This window comes from Sphingomonas sp. 35-24ZXX, from assembly GCF_000786215.1.
GTDB lineage: Bacteria > Pseudomonadota > Alphaproteobacteria > Sphingomonadales > Sphingomonadaceae > Blastomonas.
Genome location: NZ_JROG01000004.1, coordinates 173,785 through 193,227, shown reverse-complemented (window position 1 = coordinate 193,227; position 19,443 = coordinate 173,785). Strand labels below are relative to the sequence as shown.

The window sequence follows — 19,443 nt, the reverse complement described above, 5'->3', positions numbered from 1 at the left end:
AAGCATTGTGGGCAGAAAAACGCAAGCAGATGTGCCACCTGTTCAGTGCCATTTTGTCGATTGCGGTATGGTTCTGCAGGTTCAGGCAATGGCCCGGTTCAGCGCGCCAGCGCGGCGGGATTGCGCAGCACCAGATTGTCGACGCTGACCCCCTCGGTCCAGCGCCCGGATCTGCGGAACTGGCCGATGCAATTGGGCTCCAGATAGATGATCGACACCGGCTGATCGAGCGCCGTCAGGCGGTCGGCGACCGGTGCCATCACCGCATCGCCAAACGGGTCGTAGAAAAAGCAGACGAGATCAAGGTCGGTCGGCGGCTCGTAGCGCCCGGCATCCATGCACACGAACTCGACCGGCGCGGCCAGCGCGCCCCTGGCCATCATGATCGCCCGGTTGCGCTCGGCAATCTCGACCAGTTCAGGGGCGAATTCGACCCCGATGACTCTGGCAAAGGGAAAGCGCGCGGCTTCCAGCACCGCACGGCCCTTGCCGCAGCCGAAATCGATGAATGCGGTCCGGGCAAAATCGACATTCAGGTCGGCAAACCAGGTGGGCATGTTGCCGCCATTGCTCGCCTGATAGCGGCGGGCATGCACGGCAAGGTCGGGATCGACCGACAGCGTGTGCAGCTCGCGCATGCCGAAGGTATCGGTGCCCCATTGCGCGTCAAAAGCGCGGAACTGGCGATTGCGCCGGCGTGCCTGCGGCGTCATCTCGCGCGCATGATAGGCGATGTTGTGCCCCACCAGCTGCACGATCTGGGCCATGGAGCGGCCCTTGAGGCGCTGGGTGATCGAGGACAGCATTCTGGACAAGGCCCTTTGTGGTTGACGCGGGTCGGCAAGATTCGGCAAGCCTGACCTCCTATCGCAGCGTCCGGGCGCTTTAAACCCGGTTAACCACGAAAGGCCGGACCGTCGGGCGATCAAACCCCGCACGGAACCGGGAACGCAGAGGATTCGAAAAATGAGCGAGGCCATCCAGATCACATCGCACGGTGCCGTTGAGACGGTGACGCTCCATCGGCCCGAGGCACTCAACGCCATGGACGAGCCGATGATCATGGCGCTGCAGGACTATTTTCGCGGCCTGCATGATCGGCATGCGGTGCGGTTGGTGATCCTGCGCGCCGAAGGCCGCGCGTTCTGCGCCGGGCTGGACCTCAAGGGCTGGGCGCCGCGCGAAGGCGAAGGCGCGGTCCACGGCGGCTGGCGGACGCAGCGCGCGATCGCCACGGTGATGCAGCTGATGCGCAGCTGCCCGCAGCCGATCATCGCCTGCGCGCAAGGTGCGGCGTGCGGCGGCGGCATGTCGCTACTGCTGGCCAGCGACGTGCGCTATTGCACCCCCGATTTCCGGATGAACGCGGCCTATATCCGCATCGGCCTGGGCGGCTGCGACATGGGGTCGAGCTATTTCCTGCCGCGGCTGGTGGGCAGCTCGCTCGCCGCCGAGATGATCCTGTCGGGCCGGTTCGTCGGCGCCGAACGCGCGCTGGCTGCCGGGTTCGTCAGCGAGATCGCCGAGGGAGAGACGATGCTTGCCAAGGCGCAAGACCTCGCCGCCGACATGCTGCTGGCCAGCCCCATGGGCCTGAGGCTGAGCAAGGATGCGCTGAATCGCAACATCGACGCACCCGGCTTCGAGGCGGCGCTGGCGCTGGAAGACCGGCAGCAGATCCTGCTCAGCATGACCGAGGATTATACCGAAGCCCGCCGCGCGTTCCAGGAAAAGCGCGCGCCGGAATACAAGGACAGGTGAGCCCTGATACATCCTCCCGAGCTCGTCTCGGGGAGGATTTTTAAAGGGTCAGCCCATCTCCTCGATCTTCTGGCGCTCGATGAAGCGGTGAACCGCCTGGATCACCACCGACCCCTCGCCCACGCCCGAGGCGACGCGCTTGACCGATCCGGAACGCACGTCACCCACCGCAAACAGGCCGGGACGGCTGGTCTCGAACGGCGAGCAGCCATCGCCGGTAATGATGAAGCCGCTGTCGTCGAGCGCCGCACATCCGGCGAGCCAGTCCGAGCAGGGCTGCGCGCCGATCATCACGAACAGTGCGCCCGCTTCGATCTCGGTTCGCTCGCCGGTGCGGCGATCGTTCCAGGCCAGCCGTTCCAGATGGCTTTCGCCCATCAGCGCGGTGATTTCGCTGAACGGGTGCAACGTGATGGCATCGGACGCGGTGATCCGATCGATCAGATAGCTCGACATGGTCGCGGCGAGCCCTTCGGAGCGCACCAGAATGTGCACATGCGCGGCGTGGCGCGACAGGAACACCGCCGCCTGCCCGGCCGAATTGCCGCCGCCGACCACCACTACCGGCCGATCGGCGCACAGCTGCGCCTCCATCGCGGTGGCGGCATAATAGACGCCCGCGCCTTCGAACCGAGCGTAGTCTGGCAGATCGAGCTTGCGATAGCGCGCGCCGGTGGCCGCGACCACCGCGCGGCCCTGCGCCAGAGTGCCGTCCTCCAGCATCAGCCGGAAATGCCCGTCGCTGCAGTCGAGCCCCGTTACCGCACGCGAGACCGCGAGCCGCGCGCCGAATTTCTGCGCCTGCACCTGCGCCCGCCCGGCCAACGCCGGGCCCGATATGCCGGTGGGAAAGCCGAGATAATTCTCGATCTTGCTGCTGGTCCCCGCCTGGCCGCCGGGGGCGGTGGATTCGACGATCAGCGTGTCGAGCCCTTCCGAGGCGGCATAGACCGCGGCAGCCAGCCCGGCGGGCCCCGCACCGACGACGATCACGTCGTGCAGCCGCTGCTGGTCGATCGCCACCGCCACACCCAGCGCATCGGCCAGACAGTGCGTACCGGGGTTGCGCAGGATCTGCTGCTCTGAAATCACCACCGGCAGATCGGCATCGGTCAGCCCGAAGCCTTCGAGAAACGCAGCAGCATCGGGATCGGACGCGGAATCGATGGTGCGGTGCGGATAGCCGTTGCGGGTGAGAAACGCGTTGATCCGCACCGTGTCCGCGCTGCGCGCCGGCCCCACCAAGGTCACCGCGCCCTGCTGATGCTGCATCAGCGCGACCCGGCGCAGGATGAAGGCGCGCATGATGATCTCGCCGATATCGGGCTCTGCGACGATCAGCCTGCGGAAGTCGGCGCGCTGTACCCGGATCGCTTCGGCCGGTCCGACCGCGCGGCCGCTGACCAGGATCTTGCGGTCGTTGAACAGGTCGAGCTCGCCGGTGAACTGGCGTTCGCGGTGGATATGGACGATGTTCTCCTCGCCATGGTCTCCATGGTCGATGATCGCGATCTCGCCCGAACACACGAGGAAGAAATCCACCGCGCGCTCGCCCCGGCGGAAGATGAAATCGCCATCGGCCAGCGTTTCCAGGCTGCCGAAACGCGCGATTCGCGCCGCCATCTCGGCATGCAGAACCGGAAAGGTCTGTTCCGGCCGCGCATAGGGATCGCTGCTGTCCTGCGGATCGCCGGAAATCGCGGATTGGGCCATGGTTTTTCCATCCTTTCGGTCGACCTTAGTGCGCCGTAGCGTCATTGCGCGCGCGAAATCGACAAGCATGCTAGGCTAGCGGCACAATGCGTCAGTTTCTTGGCGATATCGCCTTGCATTTGGCCATTGGCGGTGCAGATTGAATGGCAACAAGCCCATGCAGGATAAGGTGAGGACAATGACCGAAGACGAAGACCTGGAGAGCTTCCGCGCCGAAGTGCGCGCGTTTCTCGACGCTGAACTTCCGCCCGAAAAGCGCTTTGCCGCCGATGGCTTTGCCAACAGCAGCAAGGAACTGACCGCCTGGTGGCAGGGCGTGCGCGCCAAGCGCGGCTGGGGCGCTCCGGGCTGGCCCAAGCAATATGGCGGCTGCGAATGGTCGCTCGCCAAGAAGCGCATCTTCGCCGATGAATCGACCAAGGCTGGCGCGCCTTCGTACAGCCCGTTCGGCATCACCATGGTCGCTCCGGTGATCTACACCTTCGGCACCGAAGAGCAGAAGGCCGAGCACCTGCCCCACATCCTCAATGGCACGCGTTTCTGGTGCCAGGGCTATTCCGAACCCGGCGCGGGCTCTGACCTTGCCAGCCTGAAGACCCGCGCGGTGCGCGACGGCGACGATTATGTCGTCAACGGTCAGAAGACCTGGACCACCCAGGGCCACTGGGCCGACTGGATCTTCTGCCTGGTGCGCACCAACACCGAAGTGAAGCAGCAGAACGGCATCTCGTTCCTGCTGATCGACATGAACACGCCCGGCATCGAAGTTCGCCCGATCCGCACCATCGATGGCATGCACCACCTCAACGAGGTGTTCTTCACCGATGTGCGCGTGCCGGTGAAGAACCTGGTCGGCAACGAGAATGACGGCTGGACCTATGCCAAGTTCCTGCTCGGCAACGAGCGCGCAGGGATCGCGGGCGTCACCCGCACGTCGGGCGATATCGCACGTCTGCGCGAATGGGCAGCGTCGACCGAGCATTTCGTCGATCCGCCGATCAACGATCCCCGGATCGCGCAGCGGCTCGATGATCTCGAGCAGCGGCTCGCCAAGCTGGCGGCGCTCGAGGCACGTGCGCTGGAATCGCCCAGCCAGTCGATGGAAGCAGTCCGTCTGGTCGCGCCGCTGAAGCTGCTGGGCACCGAACTGTCGCAGGACGTGTCCGAACTGGCGCTGGATATCGCGGGGCCTGCAGCCCTGCCGCGTCCGGCGGAGAACCCGGCGCACCCCTATGGCCAGGAAGGCGAACACGCGATGTCGGTGTTCCTCTTCGGCCGTGCGCAGTCGATCTATGGCGGCACCAACGAGGTGCAGAAGAACATTCTCGCCAAGATGATGGCCGCGGGGCTCTAAGGCCAGCTTCAGCTATCTCCGTTTGTCCCCAGCGAAGTCGAGGGACGTACGCACAAGACCTGGCGCGGATGACTCCATCCGCGCCAGGCAGATATTCAGGACAAGACATTCATGTTTGCACCCAATGATGACCAGCAGCTGCTGGTCGACAGCGCCCGCCGCTTTACCCAGAAACATTATGCCGACGACAGGCTCGGCCAGATGGGCGAGGCTCCGCTCAACACCGCGCTCTGGGCCGAGATGGCCGAAGCCGGATGGCTGATGCTGCCCTTTGCCGAGGCCGATGGCGGCCTTCAGCCCGAGGGCCAGTCGGGCCTGGGCGATTGCGTCAGCCTGTTCGAGGTGCTGGGCGAAGGTCTGGTGGTCGAGCCGGTGCTGGCGAGCACGATCCTCGCCGGCGGCCTGATCGCCGCCAGCGCAGACTCGCAGCAGCGCAGCGACCTGATCGAAGGTATCGTTGCAGGCGGCGCGCCGATCGGCGTGGCGCTGCACGAGCCGCGCGCGCGCCATGACATCTGGTATTGCGAAGCGCGCGCCACGCAGAGCGGCGACGGCTGGACGCTCTCGGGCCACAAGTCGCTGGCGCATGGCGCGGCGGCGGCCGAGCACATCATCGTTCTGGCGCGGATCGAAGGCGAACCCGGCAGCGGTGGTGCGGGCCTTGGGCTGTTCCTCGTGCCGGCCGACGGCGCGGGTGTCACCGTGACCCCCTATCGCCTGCGCGACGACCATTGGGCCGCCGACGTGGCGCTCGACCAGGCTGCAGTGGGTGCGGACGCGCTGCTGCTGGGCACTGGTGCTGCAGCAGAGGCCCTGCAGAAGGTCATCGACAAGGCCCGGCTGCTGCTGGCGGCAGAAGGCACCGGCATCATGCGGCGCCTGTGCCTCGCGACGCAGGCCTATACCGTCGACCGCAAGCAGTTCGGCGTCGCACTCGCAAGCTTCCAGGTGCTGCAGCACCGCATGGTCGACATGTCGGTCGCCTTCGATCAGGCGCGCTCGCTGGTCTATGAAGCGGTGACGCACGATCTGGCAGGCGATGCCGAAGCGATGACCCGCGCCGCACGCGCCGCCTATCGTGCGGTCAGCGAGGATGGGGTCGAGGTCGGCAAGCAGGCTATCCAGCTGCACGGCGGCATGGGCATGTCCGAGGAACTGCCGCTGGGCCGCGCGCTGCGCCGCCTGCTCGCGATCCGTCAGGCGTTTCCTTTATAAGGCGTCGAAATCGATCGGTGCGTGCCGGTCGAGATGCCGTGAGGCATCGGCCATCGGGTATTTCAGCCCGGTGGCGCAATTGAACAGCACCACCCTGTCTGCCGTGCTCACCAGCCCGGCTGACAGGGCCTGGTGGTAGGCCGCAAGCGTAGCGCCGCCTTCGGGACACAGCAGCAGCCCGTCCTGCCGCGCTGCCTGTTCGACCGCCGCTTCGATCGCCGCATCCTCGACCGCCAGTGCCTTGCCGCCGCTTTCCCGAACAGCGCGCAGGATCAGGAAATCGCCCACCGCGCGCGGCACGCGGATCCCCGCTGCCACCGTCTGCGCATTTTCCCAGCGCTCGGCATGCTCGACGCCATCGTCGAACGCCTTGACGATCGGCGCGCAGCCCGCCGCCTGGACCGCAAACATCTTGGGCCGCTCCGGGCCGATCCACCCCAGGGCCTCGAGTTCGTCGAACGCCTTCCACATGCCAATCAGCCCGGTGCCGCCGCCGGTGGGGTAGAAGATCGCATCGGGGAGGCTCCAACCGAACTGCGCGGCCAGCTCCAGCCCCATCGTCTTCTTGCCCTCGATCCGATAGGGCTCCTTCAGCGTCGAGAAATCGAACCAGCGGCCCTGCCTGGCGCCCTCGCCGACGATCGCGCCGCAATCGTCGATCAGCCCGTTGACCCGCCACACGCGCGCACCCTGCAGCGCGATCTCGCGGACGTTGATGTCGGGCGTATCCTCGGGGCAGAACACCACCGTCTCGATGCCGCAGCGCGTCGCATAGGCGGCGAGCGCAGCGCCTGCATTTCCATTGGTCGGCATGGCGATCCGCGTGATGCCCAGCGCCTTGGCCATCGCGACGGCCATCACCAGCCCGCGCGCCTTGAACGACCCCGTGGGCAAGCGCCCTTCGTCCTTGACCAGCACGTGTGCGCCCCCCGACACCGGCAGCGGCACCAGCGGCGTCTCGATCTCGCCCAGGCTGACGATGTCGCGCGTGTGCCGCACCGGCAGCAGTTCGCGCCAGCGCCACAGATCGGTCTCCCGCGCCGCCAGTGCATCGCGATTGAGATGCGCGGCGATGGCGGGCAGGTCATAGCGCACCAGCAAAGGCCGTCCGACGCGCGACAGGCCGTGCACCTCGTCAGCGGGATAGATTTCTCCCGTCATCGAGCATTCGAGATGCGTGACAAAGCTCTGGCGGTCGGCGGTGATGTTGGTCAGCAGGGACATTGGTTGGGGGTTCTCCATGCCCGGCGGGGCAAAAGGGACGGGCAGGCGCACCTGCCAGATGTGAAATTCAAACGGATGTTCAAGGGCTTACCACGCGCCCTGAGCGCCTGGTTAGCGAAACGGCAGCAGCATCGCCCAGGTCCAGCGCGTGGTTTCCGGCCCGGGATAGTCGTTGAGACCGATCGCCATCGTCTCGTGTCCGCCGCTGGGCCGCGGGCGATAGGTGCGGAACATACGGTCCCAGACCGATAGGCAGAAACCGTAGTTGCTGTCATGCTCGACCCGGCGGGTGCTGTGGTGAACGCGGTGCATGTCGGGCGTCACGATCACCCACCGCAGCACACTGTCCAGCCATAGCGGCAGCGCCAGATTGGCGTGATTGAACATCGGCAGCACCGCCAGCAGCAATTCGAACACGATCAGCGCCCAGAGCGGCGCACCCAGCGCCAGCGCGACGCCCATCTTGAACAGCATCGACAGCCCGATCTCGACAGGGTGAAAACGCAAGGCCGTCGACAGATCGAGATCGCGGTCGGCATGGTGCACGCGGTGCAGCCGCCACAGCCACGGCAGCCGGTGCGTCGCCCAGTGCTGCGCCCAGACGGCGAGGTCGAGCAGCGCGATTGCCAGCACGCCCTGCGCCCAGCCGGGAAGACCCGTCAGCGGCAGCAGGCCGAAATCGGGCTGCTCGGCATAGCCGGTCACCGCGCCGAACAGACCGATGAAGACCAGAGCCTGCACCCCGCGCTCGACCGGCATATTGACCAGCACAAACCCCAGATGCGTCGGCCAGCGGCGCGATACGGCAAGGGTACGACGGCGGCGCGGGAACAGCGCCTCGGCCAGCAGCAGCGCCAGCGCGGTGCCCAGCAGCACCAGGCTGATCAACCACGGCTGGCCGCTGGCGATCATGACGCGGGGACGGCCTCGGCGCTGACAGCCTGCTGCTCGGCCATCGTCGGGTAATCGGTATAGCCCTCGCCGCCCTGGCCGTACCAGCGCGCGGGATTGTCCGGCGTCAGCGGCGCATTGATGGCCAGACGCGCGGGCAAATCCGGGTTCGCCAGGAAGGTGCGACCAAAGCTGATCGCGTCGGCGCGGCCCTCGGCCATCGCTGCGGCGGCGTTTTCGAGCACATAATCGCTGTTGAGCACGAGGGGGGCGTTGAACACCTTGCGGATATGCGGGCTCACCGGCGGCGTGTCGCTGGCGCCGAACGTGCCGTTGGCGGGCGGTTCGCGCAGTTCGAGGAACGCGATCCCGATCCGGTCGAGCAGCGCGGCGGCCGCGGTGAAGGTCTGCTCGGGCGTGGCATCGTTGACGCCCTGGGTCTCGCCATTGGGCGACAGGCGCACCGACACATGGTCGTGGCTCCACACATCGACCAGCCGCTCGGTTACTTCACCCAGCAGCCGGATGCGGTTCTCGATCGCGCCGCCATAATCGTCGTCGCGCAGGTTGGAGGACGAACGGATGAACTGGTCGATCAGATAGCCGTTGGCGGCGTGGATCTGTATGCCGTCGAAGCCTGCCTTGCGCGCGTTTTCTGTCGCGCGGGCATAATCGTCGATCACGCGAGGAATCTCGTCCACCGGCAGCGCGCGGGCGGTGTCATAGGGCTTCAGCCCCTCATAGGTGTGCGCATGATAATCGAACCGGGTGGCCGAGGCCGAGATGGGCGGCTTGCCGCCGATGAAGTCCGAGTGCACCAGCCGGCCCATGTGCCACAACTGGCAGATGATCCGCCCGCCCGCCTCGTGCACCTTCTCGGTGATCGGCTTCCAGGCCTCGACCTGTTCGTCGTTCCAGATGCCCGGCGCAAACGGGGTGCCCAGGCCTTCAGGGCTGATCCCGGTGGCTTCGGAGATGATCAGGCCGGCGCTGGCGCGCTGCGCATAATATTCGCCCATCAGCGGGACTGGAACGTGCGCCTTGGTCGAACGGCAGCGGGTGAGCGGCGCCATCAGGATGCGGTTGGGGCAGGCAATCGCGCCGAGCTGGATGGGATCGAATAGAGTGGCCATGGGCATCGCATCTCCGTCTGGGGCTGCCGGGCATTTTGCCGAGACAGCGTTTGAGCGATTGGCTAAGGCCCCGCGATGACAAAAGCAACCGAGCGCGGTGGCGGCTTTGCCCTGCTGGCGCTGATCATGGCCAATGTGGCGCTGGCGTTCGGCCCGCTGTTCGTGCGGATGGCCGATACCGGCCCCGTGTCCGCCGGCTTCTGGCGGCTAACCCTGGCGCTGCCGGTGCTGGTGATCATCGCGCTGCAGCGGCGCGAGCCCTTGTCCGGCTTTCGCAGCGGCACCTGGTGGATGCTGGCGCTGGGCGGCTTTGCCTTCGCGCTGGACCTTGCCAGCTGGAATTTCGGCATCGAGCGCACCAAGCTCGCCAACTCCGTGCTGTTCGGCAACATGGGCAGCGTCATCATGGTGCTCTACGGCTTCGTGATCAGCCGCGCCTGGCCGCACAAGGCGGAAATCGGCGCGGTACTGCTGGCGATCTTCGGTGCATCGCTGCTGATGGGCGCTTCGTACGAGCTTGATGTCCGCAACCTGATCGGCGACCTGTTCTGCCTGGCCGCAGGCGTGCTGTATGTCGTCTATCTGCTCAGCATCCGGCATGTCCGGGGCGATCTGGGCAGCTGGTCAGTGCTGGTGTGGTCCACCGTGTTCGGCATCGGCCCGATGCTCGGGATCGCGCTGCTGCTGGGTGAACCCGTCTGGCCGACCGACTGGACCCCGGTGCTGATGCTGGCTTTGGTCTGCCAGCTGCTGGGCCAGGGGCTGATGGTCTATGCGGTCAGCCACTTTTCTCCGGTCGTGCTGGGGATCGCCTTGCTCGGCCAGCCGGTCATCGCCTCGATCGTCGGATGGGTGGCGTTCAACGAAAGCCTCTCGCTCACCGACTGGATCGGCATGATCGCGATTGGCGTCGCTCTGGTGCTGGTGCGCCTGCCCGAGGCGCGGCGCGCGGCACGGCTTGCAGGTTCGCCCGCGGCTTCCTAATTGAAAGGCATTCAAGGAGGCTCACGCCGATGTACCGTCCCACCAAGCTCGATGCCCTGCCCGCCGACCCGACGCTGGACGAGGTGCGGTTGTTCCTGCCGCCGTTCATTGCCGATGAGGCGGTGTTCGATGGCTGGACCCCGGCGGCACGCGATGCGGCTGCCAGCGCCCAGGGTGTGGACGCGGGATTGGGCCAGCTGGCCTTCGATCAGGGCCCGATGGACATGATCGACGCCTGGATTTCGCATGTCGACGCGCAGATGATCGAGGCGTTTCCACCCGAGCGCATCGCCGCGATGAAGATCCGCGAACGCATCCGCGCGCTCGTCGCCTTCCGGTTCGAGGCCGTGGCGCATCAGCGCGAGGCGCTGCGCCGTGCCACCGCGATCATGGCGCTGCCCGCCAATATCGCTCGCACCGCGCGCATTTCGTGGCGCTCGGCCGATCTGATGTGGCGGCTGGCCGGCGACACCGCGACCGATTACAACCATTACACCAAGCGCACGATCCTGTCGGGCGTCTATGGCTCGACGTTGATGGCCTTCCTCGACGACGAAAGCGCCGACTTTGCCGATACCCACGCCTTTCTGGAGCGCCGCATCGACAATGTGATGCAGTTCGAAAAGGCCAAGGCGAAATGGACCAGCAAGGGCGAGAGCTTGAGCCTTTCGCGCTTCCTGGGCCGGCTGCGCTACCCGGCGCGCTGATGCGTCCAAACGCCGGCGCCCTGCCGCCGGGTTAACATATTGCCCCAATCCTGTTCTGTCCCGGGACGTTCGCCGCGCGCGCTGCGGACCGCTTGCCTCGACAGGCTTGCCGACGTATTCACGATAGCGTCATATCGGGGGGATTCTTGGTGGCAGCGATCGCGATCTTCAATCCCAAGGGGGGTGTCGGCAAGACCACGCTGGCGGTCAATCTGGCCTTTGAATCGGCGGCCCTGGGAAACCGGACGCTGTTGTGGGATCTGGATGGCCAAGGCGACAGCACCGCATTGCTTGTCACCAGCCGTCTGCCGCTCAGGATGGACGCGACGCGGCTGATGCATGGCATCGGCGATGTCGAAGGGCATATCGTCGCCAGCAGCATCCCCGGGCTCGACGTTTTGGTGCCCGAGGAGGACATGCGGCGGACCGACAACTGGTTCATGCACATGGCGCAGCAGCAGCGGCTCAACCGTCTGTTCCTGCAGCTGAAGGATCGGTACGACAGGATCATCATCGACTGCCCACCCGGACTGGGCGATACCGCCCGCAAGCTGCTGCTGATCGCCGACCTGATCATCGTACCGGTGATCCCGGCGCCCCTTGCAGTCCGTGGGCTTGAGCGGGTGCGAACCTACGTGGCACAAAAACGGGGCAGGCATGCCCCGATCCTTCCTGTGTTTTCGATGGTGGACCGACGACGCACCCTGCACAAGGCCGCGCTCAGCGACCATCCCGACTGGCCGATCGTGCCCATGTCGAGCGCAGTCGAACAGATGACCAGCCGCAGACTTCCGGTCGGGGGCATCGCGCCAGCTTCCGCTGCGGCGCTGGTTTTCAGACAACTGTGGAGCGGGATCGACAGCAAGCTGTGCCGAATGCGATTGGCGCGCAAGGCACCGGGAGTTGCCGGTCTGGGCAGTCGCACCTCGCCACAACCGCCGAGCGCCCGGTCCACCCCATCGCCGCTCCAGTAAGGCGAGGTCGGTTACTGCGGGCCGATGGTCCGCCAGGCTTCGGCGATTTCGGCGAGCATCTGGCGCGCGGACATCAGCAGGTCGACCTTGTCCGGGCTCATCGCATCGTTGATGCGGCGGCTGGCTTCGCGATAGATGCGGGCCAGAGCCAGCGCGAGTTCCCCGCCCTTTTCATAGTCCAGGCTCTCTTCCAGCGCGATGACGATGGCAGAGGCACGGGCGCGCGACTGGATCATCGGGATGGTTTCGCCGCGCTGCGCGTGGCGGATCGAGGCATCAAGCCGCAGCAGCAGCTCGTCGAACAGGATCAGGACCAGCCGGTGCGGGCTCGCGCCTTCGACGCGGCTGACGGTGTCGACCGCCTTGTAGCTGACCATGTTGCGCCGGGGAGAGATGAAGCTCATTCGATTTCCCTTGTCATTCAATCTGTTCTTAGTTGTCGGTATTGTTCCAGACCGACACCTGCTGTTCGATATAGCTCTGGGTCGAACGCAGGATGGTCAGCTGTCGGTCCATGTCGCCGAAGGTCTTTTCCAGCAGCTCGCGGTAGCGCTCGCTGTCTTCCTCGACCTTTTCCAGCGCCTTGGTGAGGTTCGCGGCCAAGTCGCTCAGCCGCTTCTGGGCCCCTGCCAGCGAACCTTCGGGCGATTTCAGACTGGTCTTGATGTCCTCGAACGCCTTGGCGAGGCCGGGGCTGGTCGCGGTCGGAACGGCAGGCTCCAGCATCTTGGCGACGCCTTCGGGGTCGGCGGCGAGCGCGCGATCGAACTTGGCGTTGTCGAGGGTCAGCGTACCGTCGCGGTTGGTCTTGACGCCGATATCGGCGAGCGAGCGATAGGCACCGCTGTCGGTCAAGGCCTTGGTGGTGAGCGATGCCATCGAGCGCATCATGTCGCGCGCGGCGCGTTCCCCTGCCAGCGGGCCGCCGGACGCGCCTTCCAGTCCGGGAGCGGTGGCCGAATTGAGCGCGGTGCGCAGATCGTTATAGGCCGTGACGAACTCGTTCAGCACGTCCTTGACGGTCGATGTCGGCTGGTCGCCGCTGATCACGATATTGGTGCCGGGCGCGGCTGCGAGCAGGTTGATGCGAACGCCGGGCACGGCGGTATCGATCTGGTTGCTGCTGTTGGTCACCGAAATGCCGTTGACGCGGATGATGCTGTCGCCGGCGCTGGTCACCGAGGTCATGCCGGCGCCACCTGCAGGCGGAAACGCAAAGGCATCGAGCGCAGCGGTGCCGCCCGAACCGGTCACCGTGAAGGTATTGGCCGATCCTTCCTTGCCGCGCAGCACCAGCCGCGATCCGCTGTTGTCGGTGACGATGCTGGCGGTCACACCGCTGTCGGTGGCGTTGATCGCATCGCGCAGGCCGCCCAGGCTGTTGTTTGTGGAGTCAATCACGACATCGAAGCTACCCGCCGACGTTGCGATCGTCAGCGTGCCCTCGCCGACCTGCGCGCCTGCAGCATAGGACGTTCCCGACACCATGCTCTGCGCCGATGCCAGCTGGCTCACCTGCACCGTGGCGGGCAGACCCTGCGGCTTCTGGCCGGGAATGAAATTGGCGGTAGCAAGGTCGCCGCGGCTGGAGAGAAGCGTGCCTGAAAACTGGCGGCCGTTGAGCACTTCGGTCAGCGCCTTGGAGAAGGTGTCGAGTGCGGACGAGGCCGATGCCAGCGCCGAGATGCGCGCCTGGTTGAGGTTCTGCTTCTGGCGGACATCCGACTGCTTCGGCTCGAGCGAGGCGTTGACGAGATCGTTCACCAGCGAGGCGCTGTTGACCCCGGTGAAGCCGGTGATGAGATTGGAAATTCCGCTATTGGTGACCATGGCCGTATCCTCTTGAAGGGGTTAACGGCGAGCGTGCCGCGCGCTTAAGCGATTTTGACCTCAAGTCTGCTGCTTTCCGTCCATGTCGAAGCGCAGGTCTTCAGGCACGTCGAGCTCGGGCTGACCGAAGCCGACATCCATCTGTTCGTTGATGCGGAAGACGAAGGCGAGCAGGGTGGCGACAGCCATGTACAGCCGCTCGTCGATCAGCCCGCCGGGCTTGGAGGTGAAGTAGATGGCGCGGGTGAGTTCGGGGTAGCGCAGGATCGTCAGCCCCTTTTCCATCGCCAGTTCGCGCATCGCCTGGGCAATCGCACCACGGCCCCGCGCCAGCACCACCGGGGCCGGATCGCGCAGCCGGTCATAGCGCAAGGCAATCGCGAAATGGGTCGGGTTGACCAGCAGCACGGTGGCGTCTTCCACGGCCTTGCGGGTCGATCCGTTGAGCACCTCGTACTGCCGGCGGCGGACCGCCTGCTTGAGCTCGGGCGAACCTTCGGTTTCCTTGTGCTCGTCCTTGACCTCCTGCTTGGTCATCATCAGCTTCTGGTTGCGCTGGAACCACTGCGCCGGCACGTCGATCAGCGCGATCAGGCCCATGCAGCCGGCCATAACCATCATCGTCATCGAGAACATGTCGCCGAACGCGCCGATGCCGGTGCGGACATCGCCATGGCCAAGTTCGGCCATCTGCGGCAGCATCGACATGATCATCATCACGCCGACCGTGCCCATCAGCACCACCTTGGCGATCGACTTGGCCAGTTCGATCAGGCCATGCGTGCCGAACATGCGCTTCAGCCCCGACATCGGGTTCATCTTCGATGCCTTGGGGGCCACCGCGCTCCAGCGAAATCCCAGCGAGCCGAGCGATGCGGGCGTCGCAACCGCAGCGACCAGCAGCATCAGGAACAGACCGCCAAAAGGCATGGCGAGCGGCGTGATCAGCGTCAGCGCGCGCTGGCCGACGTTGAAATCGGTCGTCTCGTGAATGTCGAACACCAGGCCTGCGCGCAGCATCGAGGCGATCGAGGAGACCATGAGATCGCCGAACAGCACGAACGCCAAAGTCCCGCCGATGATGATCATCGCGGTACCGAGTTCCTTGGACTGGAGGACGTCACCCTTTTCGACCGAATCGCGCAGGCGCTTTTCGGTCGGTGCTTCGGTTTTTTCACCGCCACCTGTGGGCTGTTCAGCCATCGCTTCAGCCCTCCCCTGCCATCACTTCGGATTGCTCGAGGCCCAGTTCCATGGCGCGCATGATGCCATCGGCCAGCACCGGCGCGGCGATGGCGAGCAGCACGATCCCGGCGAGCACGGCAACCGGGATACCGACAGAGAAGAGGTTGAGCTGCGGCGCCGAGCGCGCCAGCATCGCCATGACCAGCTGCACGATGATCAGCGCCGCACCCACCGGCATGGCGATGATCAGACCCATCGAGAACAAGGTGCCGCCAAAGTCCACCAGATCGAAGATCAGCCGGGGCGAGAGCATCGCATTGCCGGGCGGCAGCGATTCATAGCTGTGCACGATGATCGCGATCAGCATCAGGTGGCCGTCCATCGCCAGCAGCAGCAGCACCGCGATGATCGACAGGAAGCTGCCGATCACCGGGCTCGACTGGCCGCTCTGCGGATCGGCCATCGAGGCAAAGCCCAGGCCCATCGCGTTGCTGATGACTTCGCCCGCGACAAAGGCGGCCGAATAGCCGATCTGCAGCGCAAAGCCGATCGCGATGCCGCAGATCATCTCGCCGACGATGAAGACGAAGCCGGCATAGCTGACCAGGCTGCTGTCGGGCAAAGTGATCGGCACCGAATTGCTCGCCGCGATGCCGATCATCGCCGAGAGGATGATGCGCACCTGCAGCGGCACGCTGGTCGCCCCGAAAACCGGTGCGGCAAACAGCGCCGCGCCGGGACGGATCATCGCCATGATCCAGATCCACAATTGCGCTTCGACAGAGGCAAAGCCCGGTGCGATCACAGCAGAAGATCCGGAATGCGGCTGTAGATCTCGACGGTGAAGTCGGCGATCAGATACAGGATCGATCCGCCGAACAGCGCCAGGATGACCGCGATCACGACCAGCTTGGGCACGAAGCTCAAGGTCGCCTCGTTGATCGAGGTCGCCGCCTGCACCATGCCCAGCAGCACACCCACCAGCAATGCGGGGATCAGCAGCGGGGCAGAGGCCAGCGCGGTGATCCACAGCGTCTGCTGCGCCAGGCCAATGAAATAGTCGGTCTGTTCCATGTCAGCGGGCAATCTCTGCAATTTCCCGTCTGTCCCGAGCGAAGTCGAGGGACGTCTGGAAAACGGTGGCGCGGACGTCCCTCGACACACTCGGGACAAACGGATGGGAGGTGCGCGGTATCATTGCTAGTTCACGAACGATCCAGCGAGCGAACCCATGGTCAGCGCCCAGCCATCGACCAGCACGAACAGCAGCAGCTTGAACGGCATCGAGATGATTGTTGGCGACAGCATCATCATGCCCAGCGCCATCAGCGTCGAGGCGACGACGAGGTCGATGACGAGGAACGGCAGGAAGATCATGAAGCCGATCTGGAATGCGGTCTTGAGCTCGCTGGTCACGAACGCGGGCAGCAGGATCGAGAACGGAATGTCCTTGGGCGTCGCCACCGGCTTGGCCTTGGCGAGGTCCATGAACAGCTTGAGGTCCGTCTGGCGGGTCTGCTTGATCATGAACTTGTGGAATTCCTGGCCCGAGATCTCGATCGCGGTTTCCAGCTCGATGGTGTCGGCGGCATAAGGCGCGACCGCGCGGGTGTTGATCTCGGTAAAGGTGGGCGCCATCACGAACATCGAGAGGAACAGCGCAAGGCCGATCAGCACCTGGTTGGGCGGCGTCTGCTGCAGGCCCAGCGCCTGGCGCAGGATCGACAGCACGATGATGATCCGCGTGAAGCTGGTCATCATCAGCAGCATCGAGGGCAGGATGGTGAGCAGACCCATCAGCACGAGGATCTGCAAGGAGAGCGTCAGCGGCTTGCCGTTGCCCGAGATATCGTTGAGCGCCTGACCCAGCGCCTCGGAAGCTCCGGGCGCCGCAGGGGTGCCGAGCGCTGCACCATTGGCCGACGGGGTCGGCGCTGCAGCGGCAGGGGCGGCTGCGGCAGGACCGGCAGCGGCAGGACCGGCAGGCGCGGCAGCGGCAGGCGCAGCGGGCGCCGGGGCCTGCTGTGCAAGGGCGGGGGTCGCCAGGCTCGCGGCCAGCAGCATCAGCGCCACCAGCCAGCCGGTCTTGCGTCGCACCGATTGCGACAGGTCACGAAAAGGCAGGCCGCTCATGCGCCGCGTGCCCGGAAAGCGGCGAGCAGGTCGCGTTCGGATCCGGCCAGCGCCGTCGGGGGGGATGAGACGCTGGCCGGCCCGTTTTCGGCATCGGCCCGCGCGATCGTGTCGATCCGCGCACGCGTCACCGAAATCAGAATTTTCTGTCCGGCGAACTCGACCACGGCGAGCTTGCCGGAAACCCCCATGCTGACCGTTTCGGTGACCTTCAGCTCGCGCTGCTGGCCGCCCATGTCGAGCCTGGCGATCATGCCGGGCTGATATTTGCGATAGAGCCAGAGGCTGCCGTAGATCATGCCCGCCATCACCGGCAGCATGATGAGAAGTTTGATGATGTAATAGGTCATGCCGGTCCGCTTCCAAATCCTTGTCGCCGGCCGCCGGGTGTTCCGGCGCTGGCGATCAAGGACCTTCAGCGGACCCTTGTGTCAGACGCGCCGTTCGACCCGTGCCTGGCCGACGTTCTTCGTGATCACCTCGGCCACCCGGATTCCGAACCGGCCATCGATGGTCACGACTTCCCCTCTTGCAACCAGCGTGCCATTTACGTTGATATCCAGAAGCTCGTTGGCCTGGCGGTCGAGCTCGACCACCGATCCTTCGGAAAGCTCCATGATTTCCGCGAGGCGCAGCGATGCGCTGCCCACCTCGACCGAAAGCCGGACGGGGATGTCGGCAAGAAAGCGGTAATGATTTGCCGCCTCGTGCAATCCGTTGCCGCCCAGATCCATCAGCTCTGCAGGGGCACCCAGCATCGGGGCTTCGGTCATGTCGCTCATTGGTGGCTTATCCTCTTTCAATGGTTTCGATGCGGAACGCGGCCAGGCCGTTCTGTTCGCCCAGGCTGCCGCGCGCAAAGATGCGGTCGCCGATGATCAGCGGCAGGTTGCGCGCCGGTGGAATGGGAATGATGTCGCCGGGCTTGAGATCAGCCAGCTGCGGCAACGTCAGCACCGGGCGCGCCAGCACCGAGCGGGCCGGCAAGGTGACCTGCGCCAGCGATTTCGACATCTGGTCGCGCCAAGCGGGATCGGGCAGCCGTTCATCGGCAAAGCCGGCGGGCGTCAGGCACTGTTCGGCGGCCTGAAGGCCATCGAGCGGATAGACGATCTCGAGCTCGTACCGCACATTGGTGGGCAGCGTGATGCGAAAGCGCTGCGCCACGATCCGGGCGGTCGGCGCTGCCACCCGCGCGCCATCGACGGTGGTCGAATGGCCTGCGGTATGGCACGAAAAGCTGCCGACCTCGTTCCACGATCCACCGATGCGCTCGCCGATGGCACGGGCAAGACGGCCGATCAGGCGGATGTCGGTCTGGGTGAATTCCTTCTTGAAGGCGGTCGATTCGCGCGGAGATCCGCCAAAGAACGCATCGAGCATCGCCGAGACGAAGGCGGGTTCCATGCGCAGCAGCACCCGGCCCTGCATGGGATTGAGCACGAACTGGCTGATGCTGACAAGCTCGGCCTGGCGGTCGCACCATGCATCGAATTGCGTGAATTCGGCATCGGGCGCATCGACGCGCAGCTTGACTCCGGCGATGGGTTCCAGCGCGCCGCGAAGGCCCACGCACAGCGACCGCGCGACCCGGCGCAGCACCGGCACGACCGTCTTCTGGTCGGCATCGGCCTTGGCAAAGCTGTGCTCGGCCGTGCGCCGCTCTGCCAGCGCAGCCGCGGTGCCATCGAGGCCATCGGCCAGGGAATCAGGGTTGATCGTGGTCATGTCTGCTGATCGCCCTGACTTACTGGACCACGAAGCTGGTGAAATAGACGTCCTCGACCCCGGCAAAGCCGGTCTTTTCGACCAGGGTGTTGTTGATCACCTTCTTGATCTCGCCCTTGAGCTGTTCCTTGCCCTCCAGCGTTTCGAGCTGCATCGTGTCGAATTCGCTGATCGACAGCAGGATGGCCGAACGGATCGCGATATTGTGTTCGGTCAACGCGGCGGGAACCTTGTCGTCAAAATAGGTCGAAACCGCGAGCGACATCTGGGCAAAGCCGCCGCCACCGCGCAGATTGGCGGTGAACGGTTCCTCGATCGGCAGGTAGGTCACCTTGAACTTGGCATCGAGATGGCTGCCCGAGGCGACCTGCTTGAGGCCTGCCGCCTTGGCCGACACCGTCGTGCCATCCTTCAGCACCACCTTGGGCGCATTGGGGTCTTCATGCTCTCCGCCGCCGACCATTCCGGCGGCAAAAAAGCCTGCCGCCGCACCGCCGCCACCCAGGACGACGACGGCGATCAGAGGAATAAGCAGCTTCTTGACCAAGCCACCCTTCTTCTTCGGTTCCTTTTCGGTGTCAGCCATCTTTAGAGTCCCTCAAGAAAAATTC

The 19,443-nt window shown here is 65.2% G+C and carries 21 protein-coding genes; 6 read left to right on the top strand and 15 right to left on the bottom strand.

Annotated elements, in window-relative coordinates:
• Positions 1-98: 98 nt before the first annotated feature.
• Positions 99-806: a class I SAM-dependent methyltransferase gene (locus tag LI72_RS19040; protein WP_052129686.1), complete on the bottom strand. Its 708-nt coding sequence runs from the start codon at positions 804-806 to the stop codon at positions 99-101.
• Between the two features lie 160 nt (positions 807-966).
• On the opposite strand from LI72_RS19040, the gene LI72_RS09170 reads away from it, so the two are divergent.
• Positions 967-1,761: an enoyl-CoA hydratase/isomerase family protein gene (locus LI72_RS09170; RefSeq protein WP_033925605.1), complete on the top strand. Its 795-nt coding sequence runs from the start codon at positions 967-969 to the stop codon at positions 1,759-1,761.
• Between the two features lie 48 nt (positions 1,762-1,809).
• Here LI72_RS09170 and LI72_RS09165 read toward each other — a convergent pair whose 3' ends face one another.
• On the bottom strand, positions 1,810-3,474 hold the full coding sequence (locus tag LI72_RS09165; RefSeq protein WP_033926224.1) for an FAD-dependent oxidoreductase: 1,665 nt from the start codon (positions 3,472-3,474) through the stop codon (positions 1,810-1,812).
• Positions 3,475-3,652: 178 nt separating this feature from the next.
• On the opposite strand from LI72_RS09165, the gene LI72_RS09160 reads away from it, so the two are divergent.
• Both LI72_RS09160 and LI72_RS09155 read left to right on the top strand, forming a co-directional pair.
• Positions 3,653-4,828: an acyl-CoA dehydrogenase family protein gene (locus tag LI72_RS09160; protein WP_033926223.1), complete on the top strand. Its 1,176-nt coding sequence runs from the start codon at positions 3,653-3,655 to the stop codon at positions 4,826-4,828.
• A gap of 111 nt (positions 4,829-4,939) precedes the next feature.
• Positions 4,940-6,043, top strand: a complete 1,104-nt coding sequence (locus LI72_RS09155; RefSeq protein ID WP_052129685.1) for an acyl-CoA dehydrogenase family protein — start codon at positions 4,940-4,942, stop codon at positions 6,041-6,043.
• Here LI72_RS09155 and LI72_RS09150 read toward each other — a convergent pair.
• The 3 genes from LI72_RS09150 to LI72_RS09140 form a co-directional block, all read right to left on the bottom strand.
• Entirely contained in the window at positions 6,038-7,267 is a 1,230-nt protein-coding gene (locus tag LI72_RS09150; RefSeq protein WP_197051861.1) for a threonine synthase, read from the bottom strand. The two genes, LI72_RS09155 and LI72_RS09150, sit on opposite strands and share 6 nt — an antisense overlap.
• Before the next feature lie 111 nt (positions 7,268-7,378).
• Complete coding sequence (locus LI72_RS09145; protein ID WP_033925604.1) at positions 7,379-8,179, bottom strand: sterol desaturase family protein; 801 nt, start codon at positions 8,177-8,179, stop codon at positions 7,379-7,381.
• Positions 8,176-9,291, bottom strand: coding sequence for an alkene reductase (locus LI72_RS09140; protein WP_033925603.1), 1,116 nt, complete (start codon positions 9,289-9,291; stop codon positions 8,176-8,178). Before LI72_RS09140 ends, LI72_RS09145 begins: the two co-directional genes overlap by 4 nt.
• Positions 9,292-9,366: 75 nt before the next feature.
• Between LI72_RS09140 and LI72_RS09135 the strand changes: the two genes are divergently transcribed.
• From LI72_RS09135 to LI72_RS09125, 3 genes are all read left to right on the top strand, one after another.
• On the top strand, positions 9,367-10,275 hold the full coding sequence (locus LI72_RS09135) for a DMT family transporter (RefSeq protein WP_033925602.1): 909 nt from the start codon (positions 9,367-9,369) through the stop codon (positions 10,273-10,275).
• 29 nt (positions 10,276-10,304) lie between these two features.
• Entirely contained in the window at positions 10,305-10,982 is a 678-nt protein-coding gene (locus tag LI72_RS09130) for a COQ9 family protein (protein WP_033925601.1), read from the top strand.
• Positions 10,983-11,131: 149 nt separating this feature from the next.
• Complete coding sequence (locus LI72_RS09125) at positions 11,132-11,956, top strand: ParA family protein (RefSeq protein WP_197051860.1); 825 nt, start codon at positions 11,132-11,134, stop codon at positions 11,954-11,956.
• 11 nt (positions 11,957-11,967) lie between these two features.
• Here LI72_RS09125 and LI72_RS09120 read toward each other — a convergent pair whose 3' ends face one another.
• The 10 genes from LI72_RS09120 to LI72_RS09075 all read right to left on the bottom strand — a co-directional run bounded on the left by LI72_RS09120 (position 11,968) and on the right by LI72_RS09075 (position 19,418).
• Positions 11,968-12,360 (bottom strand): flagellar export chaperone FliS, encoded by a 393-nt coding sequence (locus tag LI72_RS09120; RefSeq protein WP_033925600.1) that lies wholly within the window; start codon positions 12,358-12,360, stop codon positions 11,968-11,970.
• A gap of 28 nt (positions 12,361-12,388) precedes the next feature.
• Positions 12,389-13,786, bottom strand: coding sequence for a flagellar filament capping protein FliD (fliD, locus tag LI72_RS09115; protein WP_033925599.1), 1,398 nt, complete (start codon positions 13,784-13,786; stop codon positions 12,389-12,391).
• Between the two features lie 60 nt (positions 13,787-13,846).
• Complete coding sequence (locus LI72_RS09110; RefSeq protein ID WP_033925598.1) at positions 13,847-14,989, bottom strand: EscU/YscU/HrcU family type III secretion system export apparatus switch protein; 1,143 nt, start codon at positions 14,987-14,989, stop codon at positions 13,847-13,849.
• A gap of 4 nt (positions 14,990-14,993) precedes the next feature.
• On the bottom strand, positions 14,994-15,776 hold the full coding sequence (gene fliR / locus LI72_RS09105) for a flagellar biosynthetic protein FliR (protein ID WP_033925597.1): 783 nt from the start codon (positions 15,774-15,776) through the stop codon (positions 14,994-14,996).
• Entirely contained in the window at positions 15,773-16,045 is a 273-nt protein-coding gene (locus tag LI72_RS09100; protein ID WP_033925596.1) for a flagellar biosynthetic protein FliQ, read from the bottom strand. The genes fliR and LI72_RS09100 overlap by 4 nt, the downstream gene beginning before the upstream one ends.
• Positions 16,046-16,171: 126 nt before the next feature.
• Positions 16,172-17,104, bottom strand: coding sequence for a flagellar type III secretion system pore protein FliP (fliP, locus tag LI72_RS09095; protein ID WP_052129683.1), 933 nt, complete (start codon positions 17,102-17,104; stop codon positions 16,172-16,174).
• On the bottom strand, positions 17,101-17,454 hold the full coding sequence (locus LI72_RS09090; RefSeq protein ID WP_081984804.1) for a flagellar biosynthetic protein FliO: 354 nt from the start codon (positions 17,452-17,454) through the stop codon (positions 17,101-17,103). The genes fliP and LI72_RS09090 overlap by 4 nt, the downstream gene beginning before the upstream one ends.
• Positions 17,455-17,535: 81 nt before the next feature.
• Positions 17,536-17,886, bottom strand: a complete 351-nt coding sequence (gene fliN, locus LI72_RS09085; RefSeq protein WP_033925595.1) for a flagellar motor switch protein FliN — start codon at positions 17,884-17,886, stop codon at positions 17,536-17,538.
• Between the two features lie 7 nt (positions 17,887-17,893).
• Positions 17,894-18,832: a FliM/FliN family flagellar motor switch protein gene (locus tag LI72_RS09080; RefSeq protein ID WP_033925594.1), complete on the bottom strand. Its 939-nt coding sequence runs from the start codon at positions 18,830-18,832 to the stop codon at positions 17,894-17,896.
• 19 nt (positions 18,833-18,851) lie between these two features.
• A complete protein-coding gene (locus LI72_RS09075; protein ID WP_033925593.1) occupies positions 18,852-19,418 on the bottom strand; it encodes a flagellar basal body-associated FliL family protein in 567 nt (188 codons plus the stop codon).
• Positions 19,419-19,443 lie beyond the last annotated feature (25 nt).